The sequence below is a fragment of the Pseudomonas sp. RV120224-01b genome (genome assembly GCF_003208145.1).
Taxonomy (GTDB): domain Bacteria; phylum Pseudomonadota; class Gammaproteobacteria; order Pseudomonadales; family Pseudomonadaceae; genus Aquipseudomonas; species Aquipseudomonas monteilii.
Map to the genome: position 1 here is coordinate 68321 of NZ_QKMQ01000004.1, position 14588 is coordinate 82908.

13 protein-coding genes are annotated in these 14588 nt (G+C 64.4%); 6 read left to right on the forward strand and 7 right to left on the reverse strand.

Translation table 11 applies throughout. The annotated features are described in order from the left end of the window. The first annotated feature begins 12 nt into the window (after positions 1–12). From purD to N436_RS08685, 3 genes are all read left to right on the forward strand, one after another. Positions 13–1308, forward strand: a complete 1296-nt coding sequence (gene purD, locus N436_RS08675; protein WP_016712203.1) for a phosphoribosylamine--glycine ligase — start codon at positions 13–15, stop codon at positions 1306–1308. 135 nt (positions 1309–1443) lie between these two features. Further along, positions 1444–4215 (forward strand): hybrid sensor histidine kinase/response regulator, encoded by a 2772-nt coding sequence (locus N436_RS08680; protein WP_110740810.1) that lies wholly within the window; start codon positions 1444–1446, stop codon positions 4213–4215. Positions 4216–4252: 37 nt separating this feature from the next. Next, a complete protein-coding gene (locus N436_RS08685; RefSeq protein WP_016712205.1) occupies positions 4253–4849 on the forward strand; it encodes a MarC family protein in 597 nt (198 codons plus the stop codon). On the opposite strand, the gene N436_RS08690 is transcribed toward N436_RS08685, so the two are convergent. From N436_RS08690 to cobG, 7 genes are all read right to left on the reverse strand, one after another. Beyond that, entirely contained in the window at positions 4846–5469 is a 624-nt protein-coding gene (locus tag N436_RS08690) for a hypothetical protein (RefSeq protein WP_105946277.1), read from the reverse strand. The two genes, N436_RS08685 and N436_RS08690, sit on opposite strands and share 4 nt — an antisense overlap. Then, on the reverse strand, positions 5456–6142 hold the full coding sequence (locus N436_RS08695) for a hypothetical protein (RefSeq protein WP_105946278.1): 687 nt from the start codon (positions 6140–6142) through the stop codon (positions 5456–5458). The genes N436_RS08690 and N436_RS08695 overlap by 14 nt, the downstream gene beginning before the upstream one ends. A 62-nt stretch (positions 6143–6204) precedes the next feature. Beyond that, positions 6205–6894, reverse strand: coding sequence for a hypothetical protein (locus N436_RS08700; RefSeq protein WP_110740811.1), 690 nt, complete (start codon positions 6892–6894; stop codon positions 6205–6207). 100 nt (positions 6895–6994) lie between these two features. Beyond that, positions 6995–8692 carry a precorrin-3B C(17)-methyltransferase gene (cobJ, locus tag N436_RS08705; protein WP_110740812.1) on the reverse strand — a complete coding sequence of 566 codons (1698 nt, stop codon included), beginning with the start codon at positions 8690–8692 and terminating at the stop codon, positions 6995–6997. After that, positions 8680–9414 carry a precorrin-2 C(20)-methyltransferase gene (locus N436_RS08710; RefSeq protein ID WP_016712210.1) on the reverse strand — a complete coding sequence of 245 codons (735 nt, stop codon included), beginning with the start codon at positions 9412–9414 and terminating at the stop codon, positions 8680–8682. The genes cobJ and N436_RS08710 overlap by 13 nt, the downstream gene beginning before the upstream one ends. Further along, a complete protein-coding gene (locus N436_RS08715; protein WP_016489386.1) occupies positions 9411–10037 on the reverse strand; it encodes a precorrin-8X methylmutase in 627 nt (208 codons plus the stop codon). Before N436_RS08715 ends, N436_RS08710 begins: the two co-directional genes overlap by 4 nt. Next, positions 10030–11361, reverse strand: a complete 1332-nt coding sequence (cobG, locus tag N436_RS08720) for a precorrin-3B synthase (RefSeq protein ID WP_110740813.1) — start codon at positions 11359–11361, stop codon at positions 10030–10032. Before cobG ends, N436_RS08715 begins: the two co-directional genes overlap by 8 nt. Positions 11362–11503: 142 nt before the next feature. On the opposite strand from cobG, the gene cbiE reads away from it, so the two are divergent. The 3 genes from cbiE to N436_RS08735 are packed head-to-tail and all read left to right on the forward strand — an operon-like array spanning position 11504 to position 14518. After that, positions 11504–12715 carry a precorrin-6y C5,15-methyltransferase (decarboxylating) subunit CbiE gene (cbiE, locus tag N436_RS08725; RefSeq protein WP_105946282.1) on the forward strand — a complete coding sequence of 404 codons (1212 nt, stop codon included), beginning with the start codon at positions 11504–11506 and terminating at the stop codon, positions 12713–12715. Next, entirely contained in the window at positions 12708–13802 is a 1095-nt protein-coding gene (locus tag N436_RS08730) for a cobalt-precorrin-5B (C(1))-methyltransferase (protein ID WP_028698504.1), read from the forward strand. The genes cbiE and N436_RS08730 overlap by 8 nt, the downstream gene beginning before the upstream one ends. Next, positions 13799–14518 (forward strand): cobalt-precorrin-6A reductase, encoded by a 720-nt coding sequence (locus N436_RS08735; RefSeq protein ID WP_105946283.1) that lies wholly within the window; start codon positions 13799–13801, stop codon positions 14516–14518. The genes N436_RS08730 and N436_RS08735 overlap by 4 nt, the downstream gene beginning before the upstream one ends. The last annotated feature ends 70 nt before the right edge of the window (positions 14519–14588 follow it).

Consider the following 14588-nt stretch of genomic DNA (forward strand, 5'->3'; position numbering starts at 1 on the left):
CGAGGTTTTGACATGAAAGTTTTGATCATCGGCAGCGGCGGCCGTGAGCACGCCCTGGCCTGGAAAGTCGCCCAGGACCCACGCGTCGAGAAAGTTTTCGTTGCCCCGGGCAACGCCGGCACCGCCATTGAAGCCAAGTGCGAAAACGTCGCCATCGACGTCTGCGCGCTGGAGCAACTGGCCGACTTCGCCGAGAAGAACGTCGACCTGACCATCGTCGGCCCTGAAGCACCGCTGGTCATCGGCGTGGTGGACCTGTTCCGCAGCCGTGGCCTGGACTGCTTCGGCCCAACCAAGGGCGCGGCCCAGCTGGAAGGTTCCAAGGCCTTCACCAAGGACTTCCTGGCACGCCACAAGATCCCGACCGCCGACTACCAGAACTTCACCGAAATCGAGCCTGCACTTGCCTACCTGCAAGAGAAAGGCGCACCGATCGTGATCAAGGCCGACGGCCTGGCTGCGGGCAAAGGCGTGATCGTCGCCATGACCCTCGAAGAAGCCGAAGCCGCCGTGCGTGACATGCTGGCCGGTAACGCCTTTGGTGAAGCCGGTTCGCGTGTGGTGATCGAAGAGTTCCTCGACGGCGAGGAAGCCAGCTTCATCGTCATGGTCGACGGCCACAACGTGCTGCCCATGGCCACCAGCCAGGACCACAAGCGCGTCGGCGACCAGGACACCGGCCCGAACACCGGCGGTATGGGTGCCTACTCCCCTGCCCCGGTGGTCACCGCCGACGTGCACCAGCGTGTGATGGACCAGGTCATCTGGCCGACCGTGCGCGGCATGGCCGAGGAAGGCAACGTCTACACCGGCTTCCTCTACGCGGGCCTGATGATCGACAAGGCGGGCAACCCCAAAGTCATCGAGTTCAACTGCCGCTTCGGCGACCCAGAGACCCAGCCGGTCATGCTGCGCCTGGAGTCGAGCCTGGTGCTGCTGATCGAAGCCGCCTTCGCCAAGGCGCTGGACAAGGTCGAAGCCCAGTGGGACCCGCGCCCAAGCCTGGGCGTGGTGCTGGCAGCTGGAGGTTACCCGGGCGACTACGCCAAGGGCGACGCCATCAGCGGCCTGGACGCTGCGGCCAAGATCGAAGGCAAGGTGTTCCATGCCGGTACTTCGCTCAAGGATGGCCAAGTGGTCACCAACGGCGGTCGCGTTTTGTGTGCCACTGCCATGGGCAGCACCGTCGCTGACGCGCAGCAGCAGGCTTACCGTCTGGCCAAGGAAGTGAGCTGGAACGGCAGCTTCTACCGTACCGACATCGGTTATCGGGCCATCGCCCGCGAGCGCGGTGAGCACCAGCAGTAAGTACAACCGGAACGCCGTAGCGCTTTCAGCGCACGGCATCCGGCTCGTCGACAAGGCCCGGCACGGGCCTTGCCTTCGACTTGGCGCGCCGCGCATAGTTAGTACCCGGCACATCGGCTAAGAAGGGATTTCGTAGTGCGTCGGCTTCGGATTGCCTCAGCTCTGATCGTCAGCTTGCTGACCTTGCTCTGCATGTTCCCGGCAGCTGCCGAACATGACGGAGGCTGGACCGTTCTGCTCGACGAACAGGCCAACCTGCAACTGAGCGATGTGCGTTCCGAGCGCTACCGCAACCAGTTCAGCCCGCTGATTCTCGCCGAGCTGGATGCAGCGCCTGCGGAACAAGCCTTGTGGCTGCACTACCGCCTGCAACCCGGCGACCAGGAACAACTGCTGCGGGTATTTGCCCCGGACCTTTCCGGCCTGGACCTCTACGCCCTTGAGGGCGACCAACTTCTGCGTCAGCTGCACCACGGACGCCTGGCCGGCAACGCCAGCCCCACCCTGCGTGGCAGCGACCATGTATTACCCCTGCCCAACAGCAAACAACCGCTGGACATCTACCTGCGCCTGGTTTCCGAACACCAGCTGCGCCCGGCCATCAGCCTGGAGCCGGCAGCCGTAGCGGCCTCAGACCAAAGCCAGCCCCTGCTCTTCGGCATGCTCTTCGGCGGCCTGGTGATGCTGATCATGCACAACCTGATCCGCTTCCTCTACAGCCGTTCCACCACCACCCTGATCCTGGCGCTGTACCACGGCCTGATGCTGCTCAGCGGCCTGATCCTGCTGAACCTCAGCGGCCCTTGGTGGCATGTGTGGCATAACGCGCAAACACCGGCTGCCTACCTGACGCTGGTGCTGGCAGGCCTGGCCGGGCTGTATTTCACCCAACATTTCTTCACGCCGTGCAATTCGCCCCGGCTTAACCGCCTGCTGCAAGGTGAAATGCTGGTGGTCGGGGTCAGCGGCCTGGTGCTGCTGTTTGTCGACACCCTGCCCCTCAACCTGATGACCTACGCCCTGCTGGCCTTGGGCAGCGTGAGCATGCTGCTGGTCAGCAGCTACCACTGGTACCGTGGCTATGCACCCGGACGCCTGTTCAGCCTGGCCATGGTGGTGTTCAACCTGGGTGGTCTGGTACTGCTGCCGGCCTTGCTGGGCCTGACCCGCACCTCGACGCCCTGGTTGCTGTGCATCCTGTTGGGCCTGACCGTGGTCAGCGGCCTGCTGCTGAACCTGGCCGTCAGCGAACGCCTGCGGCGCATGAGCGAGGAGCGCTTCAGCGCCAGCCGTGCATTGGCCGCCAGCGATGCCGAAATCAACGCCAAGGCTGAGTTCCTGGCCAAGATCAGCCACGAAATCCGCACCCCCATGAATGGTGTACTGGGCATGACCGAGCTGTTGCTGGGCACACCGCTGTCGGTCAAGCAACGCGACTACGTACAGACCATCCACAGTGCCGGCAACGAGCTGCTCACGCTGATCAACGAAATTCTCGACATTTCCAAGCTGGAGTCCCGGCAGATCGAGCTGGATGATGTGCAGTTCGACCTTAACGCGCTGATCGAGGACTGCCTGAACATCTTCCGCGCCAAGGCCGAGCAACAGAACATCGAGCTGATCAGCTTCACCCAGCCACAGGTGCCGCGCGTGATCAGTGGCGACCCGACACGCCTGCGCCAGGCCCTGTCGAGCCTGCTGGAGAATGCGCTGAAAAACACCGACCAGGGCGAGATCCTGCTGGTGGTGGCGCTGGACCAGCGTGGCGAGGTACCCCGTTTGCGCATTGCCGTGCAGGACAGCGGCGAGCCGTTGCCCGCCGCCGACCGCGAAGCCTTGCTGCAGGCGGAGTTGCACAGCCACCATTTCCTGTCCAGCAACAAGCTGGGCGGGCACCTTGGCCTGGTCATTGCCAAGCAGCTGATCGGCCTGATGCAGGGCGAGTTCGGCATCAAGAGCAGCACGGGCATGGGCAACACCCTGTGGCTGACCCTGCCGCTGGACCCTTCACGCCTGGAGCAACCACCGGCCGACCTCGACGGCCCGCTGCGCGATGCCCGTGTGCTGGTGGTGGACGACAACGACACCTGCCGCAAGGTGCTGGTACAGCAGTGCAGCGCCTGGGGCATGAACGTCAGCGCGGTGCCATCGGGCAAGGAAGCCCTGGCGCTGCTGCGTACCAAGGCGCACCTGCGTGACTACTTCGACGCCGTGCTGCTGGACCAGAACATGCCCGGCATGACCGGTATGCAACTGGCCGCCAAAATCAAGGAAGACCCGAGCCTGAACCACGACATCCTGGTGGTGATGCTCACCGGCATCAGCAATGCGCCGAGCAAGGTCATTGCGCGCAATGCCGGGGTCAAGCGGATACTGGCCAAGCCGGTGGCCGGCTACACGCTGAAAACCACCCTGGCCGAAGAGCTGGCCCAGCGCGGCCGCGAGCAGGCGGTGCCTGCCAGCCTGCCAGGCATCCCGCAGGCGCTGGACCTGCCTGGCAACTTCCGCGTGCTGGTCGCCGAGGACAACAGCATTTCGACCAAGGTGATCCGCGGCATGCTCGGCAAGCTCAACCTTGAGCCCGACACGGCCTGCAATGGCGAAGAAGCCCTGCAGGCGATGAAAGCGCAGCGCTATGACCTGGTGTTGATGGACTGCGAGATGCCGATACTGGACGGCTTCTCGGCCACCCAGCAACTGCGCGCCTGGGAAGCGGCCAACCAGCGCCAGCGCACGCCGGTGGTGGCGCTGACGGCGCACATTCTGGCCGAACACAAGGAGCGCGCACGGCTGGCGGGCATGGACGGGCACATGGCCAAACCGGTGGAATTGTCACAGTTGCGCGAGCTGATCCAGTACTGGGCCAACCAGCGGGAAACCCAGGTAGATCCGGCGCATACTTCCTAGCGGACACAAGCATCTGCATTGCTGAGGACTACGGCCCATGCTCCATGAGTTGTTCAGCGTCTACCTGAAAATGCTCGTGCTCTACAGCCCGTTCTTCGTGCTGTCGTGCTTCATCAGCCTGACCCGCGGCCACTCCAGCAAGGAGCGCAAGCAACTGGCCTGGAAGGTAGCCTTCGCAGCGCTGGTCGCCAGCGTGCTGCTGTACCTGTTCGGGCGGGTGATTTTCGGTATTTTTGGCATCACCGCCGACGCCTTCCGCATCGGTGCCGGCAGCGTGCTGTTCATCTCGGCCCTGGGCATGGCTCAGGGCAAACCGGCCGTGCAGGCCGACAACGTGCAGCAAGATGTGACCATCGTACCGCTGACCATCCCACTGACCGTCGGCCCCGGCACCATCGGTGCCCTGCTGGTGATGGGCGTCGGCCAGCCGCACTGGGATGACAAGCTGCTCGCCATCATCAGCATTGCCTTGGCCAGCTTCACCGTGGGCCTGGTGCTGTACCTGTCACACGGCATCGAACGCATTCTTGGCGAGCAGGGCCTGCAGATCGTCAGCCGCTTGATGGGCCTGTTTGTCTGCGCATTGGCAGCGCAGATCATCTTTACCGGTATCAAGGGATACCTGATGCCCTAAATATCCGCTTTTTCGATTTCCTTCAAGGCAGTTGCCACCAATGCCCGCTCTACACTGCTGCGACGCTCCTGATCGAACAGGCGTGTATTGAAGCGCACCAGCTCTGCGGTCACCTGCATGTTGCGGCGCTCACGAAACAGAAAGCCACTGGTAAAAACAGCCGAGTTACCAGCCTCGTGGTACAGCACAATGTCCACATAACTGCCGTTGACGGGCGCACAGGACAACAGTTGAAACTGCTCTCGTTCTTTGCTGCGAGATTCAAATTGAAACAAGGCCCAGTCGTTTTTCTTCAATACTTCAAATGCCACCGCCATGCTGCTGGAGTGCTGAGACCCTGCTATGGCGTCGATCTTGCTTAACGCTTGGTCAACGATTTTCGGACGCTGCGGGTCTGGCCAATGGACTTCTTCAGCAGACTTTGCGTCCCACCCCAGGAACATTAATTTCTTACGGTAGTATTGGTACTGTTCCTGGTGCGCTTCCTCGGCCATATCTTTCAATGTCACGGTCTCAGCCCACAACGAGGCCAGTTTCACGGCCTTGCGCTGTTCGAGGCCGACCCCGGGAATGAAAGAAACCAAGCCCGCGCCCACAACTACGGCTTCATGCTTTTGCATCGTCTTCCTCCGGTTTCAACACGCCTAGGTCCATAATTTTTCCAGCATGCTGCGTTCGCTCAAGCAGATCGTGCAGACCCTGACGATGAGCGACAGTCAGGTATTCGCTTAATGTCGCAACGCTGGCTCGCAGCTCTACCCCCTCGGTAGGTAACGGCTGCAAAGGGGTGCAAGGACGAATCTGCGAAGGGGACAGGGAACTCTTGAACGCCAGCCCACACATATCCAGCGACGCATCAGGTAGCATCACGCCCAGCTCGTAGGCGCAGTGTGTGGTCTTGTCCTGCTCCGCCAGCGTGAAGGGTTGCAGGTGCTTCTGCATCACCACCTGCGAGAGCAGGGTAATGGCAGCCCGCAGATGGCCCGACAGGCTGGGATGACGGGCCTGCAAATCGTCGCTGAGCCGCTGAACCGGCACCAGTGATTGCCCAGCCTGCACCTGCTGGTGATCACTGCGACTGCGCACGATCACCCAGCCGCGTTCCTCAAGGGCGGTGCGGTACCCGCTGTACCAGCGCCCGTAGTGGGTAAACCGTGAACCGTTCAATTTGTCCGAGCGCAGTTGGGCAAACAGAATCGAGTCCAGCGCATACTGCCTCAAGGGCTGCGCTGTGTCCGCGACCAACAGCGCGGTGCCGCCAACGAGCCACAAGGAATAGCCTTCCTTACTCATTGCAATACCTCGAATTTCAAACGTGCAGAATGAAGAACGGGGCCCGCAGGCCCCGTTTGCTGTCAAATCTCGTATTCGTCGGCGGCCTTGACGGCCTTGTCCGCGAGTTTCTGCTCGATCGATGCACGCACCTCGTCGGTATACACCACTTCGTTCAGGGAGAGCACAGCCGAACCACAGTAACGGTCCTTGCTCGAACTCTTCCATTCGAACACCGTGGTATTCAGGTCGTTTTCGCTCGGCGAAGCACTGAATGCGTTCACCAGCATGAACAGTTCGCCCTCAGGCGTTTCGAGGCACATCCCCAGCCCCGTGGTCGAGACAGGGTTACCTTTGACGTTCTGCTTGTAGACCTTCTGCGCCTCATCGATGTTGCCGAGTGCATTGATGGCATCGCCGGCTAACTTGGCCACGGCCTCGCCTACCGGCCCACCGAGAAGGGCTTTACCTGCGGCACTGGCGACCTTGAAGGCAATCGGGCCCAAGGTCAGCGATGCGCTCTGGTCGTAGTCACGTTCGTAAGAGCGTCGGCCCGCCACCCAGCCCAGGGTGCGCATCACTTCCAGAAACTTGTTGAACCAGGCTTCGGACTCACCGTCACGGTCATGCAGCTTGGACGCCACGCGAGAAGCGAACTGGAAGGTGGTCTTGGCATCGCGCCGGCTTTGCGCCGACATGCCTGCGCTCAGCGCCAGAAGGGATTGTTCGACAACAGCGATGCTATCGCCACTGGATGCTTTGGTATCGGTCATGGAAAGGGTCCTTGAATGTCCTCGACGGGAATCATCGAGGGGCATTCACCCTATGCCGTAAACGACGAGGGAACAGGCATGAACCGGTTCCCTCGGTGCCTCACTCGGCTGCAGGGTACCAGCGCGGGGTGTACACCCACTGCTTGCCATCGCCGCTGGGGAATTGGCAGGTCGTGGACGAGCCGACCAGAACCATGGTGCGCATGTCGACCATTTCTGGCAGCAACTCGGCCAATGTGACTACCTTCAGCGTCTGCCCCGGCCTACCGATGTCGCGGCCAAGGACTACAGGGGTGTTGCCATCGCGATGCCGGCGCACAACCTCCAGCGCCACACCCAGCTGATGAGGCCTGGCTTTGGAGATCGGGTTATAGAAGGCCAGCACCAGGTCAGCCTGGGCTGCCAGGTCCAGGCGTTTTTCGATGATCGACCAAGGTTTGAGGTTGTCCGACAGCGACATCACGCAGAAGTCATGCCCCAGTGGAGCACCTGCCTGGGCGGCCGTCGCGAGCGAGGCCGATACGCCAGGCAGTATCTCGAGGTCGACGCGGTGCCACGCCGGGTCACTGCACTCATGCAACGCTTCAAGCACCGCAGCAGCCATGGCGAACACGCCCGGGTCACCCGACGACACCACCACCACCGAACGGCCCTGGGCCGCCAGCTCGAAGGCATGCCGGGCGCGTTGCATCTCTTCACGGTTGTCGGTGCAGTGCAGCACCTGGTCGTCACGGAACGGCCCAGCCATGCGCACGTAGGTTTCATAGCCGAGTACGTCTTCGGCACGCGCCAGCTCGGCCTTCACCGCCGGCACCATCAGTTCGGCAGCACCCGGCCCCAGGCCAATCACGGCCAGACGACCACGACGGCGGCCAACCTGCGCCACCTCGACCGGGGCTGGCGCCACGGCAATGGCCACACCCTCAAGCTCGGTCAGCCGGGCATCGGGCAACGCCGCCGCAAGCATGCTGGCCACACCGTCTGGGTTGGCAGCGAAACGCAAGGCCACACCCAACGCCTGCGCGGCCTCATGCAAGCCGCTGTCGGCCATGGCCTGCTCGTCCGCCAGCAGGCAAGCCACTGATGGCTCGGCGATGCCGGCCTGCTGCAGTGCGGCACGAATACCGTGCAGGTTACCGCCTGCAACAGCCACAACCACCGAACGCGGATGAATCAGCAGTTCGTCGCGGTTGGCCGGGCGCGCCTGATGCCCCACATGAATGGTGCGCCGAGCCGCCTCGCTGGCGGGTAACTGCGCCTGCTGCAGCCAGGGGGCATCACCTTCGATACGCACCGATTCGCCGGCCAGCAGGTCGGAGACAAAGCGCTTGCCCTGCTCGATATCCGCCAAGGCATAGCCCTGCGGCGGGTTCAGCAAGCAGGTACCAAAACGCAGCTCGCCACTGGTGGTAATGGCAGCGGCAACCCCCAGCGCTTCAGCCAGTTCACGCGCCATCACGTTCACGCCGCTCAGGCCACCGAGTAGCGGCACTACCGCGCTGCCATCTTCGGCCACAGCCAGCACAGGCGGCTCGACGCCCTTCTCGCTGAGCAGGCTGGCCAGGCTGCGGATGACGATACCTGCAGCGCACAGGGCGATGATCGGCGTGTCCTGCTGGTACAGCCGGCGCAGGGTGTCGCCGAACGCAGCGTAGTGAAGGTCGACACCTTCGACCCGGCCTTCCAGGCCATGGATCGACGCCTGCGGGTAACGCTTTTGGATACGCTGCGCGGTGGCCAGGCTGCCGGGGCCAAGGATGACGATGGCGGGTGCGTTGTGCATGTTCAACCCTGCCATTTTTCACCCGGCACGATGATCAGCGAGAAGTACGGCGACGACTGCGGGTCTACCTGGTCCAGCGGCACGATCTTCTGGTTGGCCATGGTCGCCCGTTCCACATACAGCGCACGCCCGTCCAGGCCCAGTTCGGCCAGCACCTCGCGCACCTTGGGGAAGTTGCGGCCAAGCTTCATGATCACCGCAGCATCGGCGTCGGCCAGGCGGCGCTTGAGCTCTTCGGCCGGCAATACGCCCGACAACACCGACAGGCTCTGGTTGCGGTACACCAGCGGCGCACCCAGCACCGAAGCCCCACCCAGCATCGAGCAGACGCCCGGGATCACTTCGGCCTCATACCGCTGCGCCAGGCGATCGTGCAGGTACATGTAGGAGCCGTAGAAGAACGGGTCGCCTTCGCAGATCACCGCCACGTCGCGGCCGGCATCCAGGTGCTCGGCCACCTGCACGCTGGCTTCGTCGTAGAAGTCGCTGATCACCTGTTCATAGGACAGTGGCGCCGGCAGGGCTTCGGTGGTGACGGGGTACACCAGCGGCAGCAGGGTCTGCTCGGGCTGCAGGTGTGCCTCGATGATACCGAAGGCGTTGCCACGCTTGCCCTTGGCCACGAAGTAGCCGACCACAGGCGCTTCGCGCAACAGGCGCAGGGCCTTGAGGGTGATCAGTTCAGGGTCGCCAGGGCCCACGCCCAGGCCCAGCAGTCGTCCACGCGGCGCCATCATTCCACCTCCGTGGCCAGGGCGTTGACCGCGGCGGCGGCCATCGCGCTGCCGCCCAGGCGGCCCTGCATGATCACGAACGGCACGCCACGGCTGTCGGCGGCGAGCATGGCCTTGGACTCGGCAGCGCCGACGAAACCGACCGGGAAGCCGAGGATCAGTGCCGGCTTGGGAGCGCCAGCGTCAATCATCTCCAGCAGGTAGAACAGCGCAGTTGGCGCGTTGCCGATCACCACCACGCTGCCTTCCAGATATGGGCGCCACAGCTCAAGGGCTACGGCGGAGCGGGTATTGCCAGCATCCTTCGCCAGGCCCGGCACGCTCGGGTCACGCAAGGTGCAGATAACTTTGTTGTCTGCCGGCAGGCGTGCCCGGGTAATGCCTTCAGCCACCATGTGCGCATCGCACAGGATCGGCGCGCCGTTAAGCAGCGCTTCGCGCCCGGCCCGGCCGGCACCTTCGGAGAACTGCAGGCCGTCGATGGCATCGACCATGCCGCAGGCGTGGATTACACGCACGGCAAGCTTTTCGAGGTCTGCGGGGATCCGCTCGAGTCGGGCTTCCTCGCGGATGATCCGGAAGGAATTGCGATAGATCTCCTGACCATCGCGGATGTAGTCAATCATCAAGGTGCTCCGTCGGCAGGTCGAGCATGGCGCCTGCTTCATTCAAGGTAAGGTCGGTGGCGCACAGGGCTCCGAAGCCCGGATGGCGCGCATCACGCAGGTACAGGTCATAACGGCCCGGTGAACGGGCCAGCAAAGTGGCCGGGGCTACATGGGCCACGGCGCAGGAACGAGGGCAACCGGACAGGTGCACGCTGGCGGGTACACCAGGGCCCAGCAGCGCGGCCAAGGCAACGGCGTCGGCCTTGGTTTCGCCAAGGGCCTTGGCGCAGCCGCTGGCGCCGGTGCAGGCGCTGATGCGCGCCAGGGGTTCATGGTCGTGGCACAGCAAGCCCAGCGCAGACAGTTCGGCCTGGGCCTGGTCGATGTGTCGTTCTTGCAGATTGGTCAGCACCAGGCTTTGCCAGGGGCTAAGGCGCAGGCTGCCATCGCCCCATTCACGGGCAATACATGCAGCACCGCGCAGCATCGCGGGGGTCAGGCGGCCTTGGGGCGGGGCAAAGCCGAGTGCCACGCCCTGCGACTGCGGCAGCACGCCCAGCCAAGAAGCAAGGTGTGGTTCGCGTCGCCACGCGAGCACAGCGTCGTCGCGGCGGATGTCCAGCCCGAGCCCATCGACGAAATCGCTTGCCGGGTACACCTCAAGCAACTGGCGCATGCGCAACTGCGAAGGGGTTGCCAGGTCGAGAAAGCGTTCCAGCACGGCACCCACCAGTGCCAGGCCTTGCTCCAGCGGCACCGCACCTAGCGCCTGGCCATCTGCCGGGCAACCCGCCAGGCCGAACGCCAGCCAGGTCTGCTGCTCCAGGCGCAGGGCCGACAGCCACAGGTCGTGAGGGTGTTCGAGCATGGCCAGGCGTTCGCCGGCATCCAGCTGTACGGCGAACTTGGCCGACAGTTGATGGAAGCGCGGGGTGCTTTCCAGCATAAGGAGGATCTGCTCGGCCAACGGCCGCGCATCCAGCAGCATGGCTGGGTCATGCCCGGCCAGCGGGCTGAGCATCAGGTTGCGCACATCATCACCGGCCGCCTCGCGCGGGCCCAGGCCGGCAACGAGCAACGTGTCGATCAGTGCACGGTGCTCGCTGCCGATGCCACGAATCTGCAGGTTGCCACGGTTGGTGGCCTCGATCACCCCGCCGGCGAAGCGCTCGGCCGCCGCCGCCACCGCTTCGGCCTGGCTGGCCAGCAGCAGGCCGCCCGGCAGCTTGATGCGGCAGATGCCGCCGTCACGGGCACTGACGATGCGCCACAACCCCGGGCAGGCCGAGGGGCGGGGCGAAACGTTGGGGGCATGGGCCTGCGTCAAAGGGGCGTCCGGCAATCTGTGAAAATGCGCTTGAGTGTAGAAGGCGCGGTATTATGCCTGCTTTGTCCGGCGGCATGAAAAGCCGGTGGTCGAGCATCATTCGAGTTTGAGCAGATTTTTGGGTGCGCAGCGGCCCCAAAATCTTGAAGAGGTATACATGGCACCCTGGCTGACAGTAGTAGGCATCGGCGAAGACGGCTTCAGTGGCCTGGGCAAACAGGCCCGGCGCGCGCTGCTGGGTGCTGCGCGGATCTTCGGCAGCCCGCGCCAGCTGGCCTTGCTGCCACGCTGCGTGCCCGGCGAACGGCTGGGCTGGCCAAGCCCGTTCTCGCTGGCCCCGGTGCTGGCCTTGCGCGGCGAGCCGGTGTGCGTGCTGGCCAGCGGTGACCCGATGTTCTATGGCGTCGGCGCCAGCCTGGCGCGCCAGGTGCCTGCCGATGAAATGCGCGTGCTGTCGATGCCCTCCTCCTGCGCCCTGGCCGCTGCGCGCCTGGGCTGGCCGCTGCAGGACGTGCAGGTGGTGTCGCTGGTCGCCCGCCCCTTGGCGGCGCTCAATGCCCACCTGCACAGCGGTGTGCGCTTGCTGGTGCTGAGCAACGACGGCGACAGCCCGGCGGCCGTTGCAGCACTGCTTCGCGAACGTGGCTTCGGGCCAAGCCGCCTGCAGGTTTTCGAGCACCTGGGTGGCCAGGAAGAACGCGCATTGGCCGGCACCGCCCAAAACTGGCCGCACGCCGAAGCCGCAGCGCTCAACCTGGTGGCCATCGAATGCCTGGCCTCACCCGAAGCGCCACGCCTGCATCGCCTGGCCGGGCTGCCGGACAGTGCCTTCCGGCACGACGGCCAGCTGACCAAGCGCGATGTCCGCGCTATCACGCTGGCGCGCCTGGCGCCCCAGCCCGGCGAACTGCTGTGGGACGTGGGCGCGGGCTGCGGCTCGATCGGCATCGAATGGATGCGTGCCCACCCGGCCTGTCGCGCACTGGCCATCGAGGCCGACGAAGGCCGCCAGGGCTTTATCGAACATAACCGCGATGCGCTGGGTGTACCCGGCCTGCAGTTGGTTCGTGGCAAGGCGCCAATGGCACTGCAAGGCCTGGAACAGCCCGATGCCATCTTCATCGGCGGCGGCGTCACCCGTGAAGGCGTGCTGGACCTGTGCTGGGCGAATCTGCGCCCCGGCGGCCGGCTGGTGGCCAACGCAGTGACCTTGCAAAGCGAACTGGCCCTGGCGCACTTTCGCGAACAGCACGGGGGTGAACTGACCCGCCTGCATGTCGCCCATGCCCAACCCTTGGGCACGTTCGACACCTGGCGCCAGGCGCTGCCGATCACCCTGCTGGAAGTGATGAAGCCCGCCGATGCGTGAAGAAACCCGCGAACAGCCGGCGCCCCTGCGCAGCGGCCTGACCACCGGCAGCTGCGCCACCGCCACCAGCCTGGCAGCGGCCAAGCTGCTGCTCACCGGCCAGCAAGACGATGCGGTGGACATCACCCTGCCCAAGGGCAAGGTGGTGCAGATGCGCCTGGAGTTCTGCCGCCTGATTGGCGAAGGCGCCGAAGCCGGTACCCTCAAGGATGCGGGCGACGACCCGGACGTGACACACGGCGCCTTGCTCTACAGCCAGGTGCGTCTGTTGGCCGAGACGGGCATCCGCTTTGTCGCGGGGACCGGCGTCGGCACCGTGACCCGCCCGGGGCTGGTGCTTGCGGTGGGCGAGCCAGCCATCAACCCGGTACCTCGGCGCATGATCACTGAACACCTGCAGCGCTTGGCCGATGAGTGCGGCTATCCCGGCGGTTTCGAGGTCACGGTCAATGTGCAGGGCGGTGAGCAACTGGCCCTGAAAACCATGAACCCGCGCCTGGGCATACTGGGCGGGCTGTCGATCCTCGGCACCAGCGGCATCGTGCGGCCGTTCTCCTGTGCAGCCTATATCGCCTCGATTCATCAAGGCATCGACGTGGCCCACACCAACGGCTACACACATATCGCCGCCTGCACCGGCAACGCCAGCGAAGACACCATGCGCCGCGTCTACGGCCTGCCAGAAATCGCCCTGATCGAAATGGGCGATTTCGTTGGCGCAGTGCTCAAGCACCTGCGCAAGGTGCCGGTGCCACGCCTGAGCCTGTGCGGTGGCTTCGGCAAGATCAGCAAACTGGCGGCCGGGCACATGGACCTGCACAGCCGCCATTCCAGCATCGACCTGCCGCAACTGGCGGGCTGGGCTGCAGACATTGGCGCTGACGAAGCGTTGCAGGCCGCCATCATCGGCGCCAACACCAGCCAGCAAGCACTCGCTCTGGCTCATGCAGCCGGCGTTGCCCTCGGTGACGCAGTGTGTGCCCACGCCCTGGCCTTCGCCCGCAGCGTGGTGCCGGCACAGGTGCAAGTGGAAGTGTTCGCCATCGACCGCCAAGGCGGCATCGTTGGCCGGGCGGGTGTGCAATGACCGCGCGCATTCTGCTGTTGGGCGGCGTCACCGAGGCCCTGGCCATCGCCCGTCGCCTCGGCCCGCAGCACGTCTACAGCCTGGCCGGTATCGGCCGCGTGCCGCAGGATTTGCAATGCCAGGTGCGGGTCGGTGGCTTTGGCGGCGCCGAAGGCCTGGCCAGCTACCTGCGCGAGGCCGGTATCACGCTGTTGATCGACGCCACCCACCCTTACGCCGCGCAGATCAGCCGCAACGCCGCCAGTGCTGCGCGTATTGCCGGCATCCCGTGCTGGGCCTTGCGACGCCCGGCCTGGCAGGCGCAAGCGGGGGACGACTGGCGCGAGGTCGAGGACTGGGCGGGGTTGATCGAGGCGCTCAAGCCGTTCCGCAGGCCGCTGTTCACGCTGGGACGAGAGCCGCTGCAACATCTGGACGAAATACCGCCGGAGCAGTTCTGGACCTTGCGGGCGTTGGAGGCATGCCCTGGCAACGAGCGTTGCGAAGTGATTGGTGCCCGCGGGCCATTCCATATCGAGGATGAACGGGCGTTGTTCCAGCGCCGCAGGGTCGATGTGCTGATCAGCAAGAACAGCGGCAGTGTGGCGACCGAGCCGAAGCTCGAAGTGGCGCGGGAGTTGGGTGTGCCGGTACTGATCCTGAAGCGGCCGGTGTTGCCGGAAGTTGACCGACAATTCGGCTCCCTGACTGATCTGGCAACAGCGCTCCTACACTGATTTCAGATTTTTCTTCCAGCCTGCCAAGTGGCCCGTTACCGCCCTACTGCCTTAAACTCAACTCCCCCAC

What these genes read in the sequence shown, in the direction of transcription:
- purD (WP_016712203.1), top strand. Translation starts at nt 13, where the DNA reads ATGAAAGTTTTGATCATCGGCAGCGGCGGCCGTGAGCACGCCCTGGCC.
- N436_RS08685 (WP_016712205.1), top strand. Translation starts at nt 4,253, where the DNA reads ATGCTCCATGAGTTGTTCAGCGTCTACCTGAAAATGCTCGTGCTCTAC.
- N436_RS08690 (WP_105946277.1), bottom strand. Translation starts at nt 5,469, where the DNA reads ATGCAAAAGCATGAAGCCGTAGTTGTGGGCGCGGGCTTGGTTTCTTTC.
- N436_RS08695 (WP_105946278.1), bottom strand. Translation starts at nt 6,142, where the DNA reads ATGAGTAAGGAAGGCTATTCCTTGTGGCTCGTTGGCGGCACCGCGCTG.
- N436_RS08700 (WP_110740811.1), bottom strand. Translation starts at nt 6,894, where the DNA reads ATGACCGATACCAAAGCATCCAGTGGCGATAGCATCGCTGTTGTCGAA.
- cobJ (WP_110740812.1), bottom strand. Translation starts at nt 8,692, where the DNA reads ATGGCAGGGTTGAACATGCACAACGCACCCGCCATCGTCATCCTTGGC.
- N436_RS08710 (WP_016712210.1), bottom strand. Translation starts at nt 9,414, where the DNA reads ATGATGGCGCCGCGTGGACGACTGCTGGGCCTGGGCGTGGGCCCTGGC.
- N436_RS08715 (WP_016489386.1), bottom strand. Translation starts at nt 10,037, where the DNA reads ATGATTGACTACATCCGCGATGGTCAGGAGATCTATCGCAATTCCTTC.
- cbiE (WP_105946282.1), top strand. Translation starts at nt 11,504, where the DNA reads ATGGCACCCTGGCTGACAGTAGTAGGCATCGGCGAAGACGGCTTCAGT.
- N436_RS08730 (WP_028698504.1), top strand. Translation starts at nt 12,708, where the DNA reads ATGCGTGAAGAAACCCGCGAACAGCCGGCGCCCCTGCGCAGCGGCCTG.
- N436_RS08735 (WP_105946283.1), top strand. Translation starts at nt 13,799, where the DNA reads ATGACCGCGCGCATTCTGCTGTTGGGCGGCGTCACCGAGGCCCTGGCC.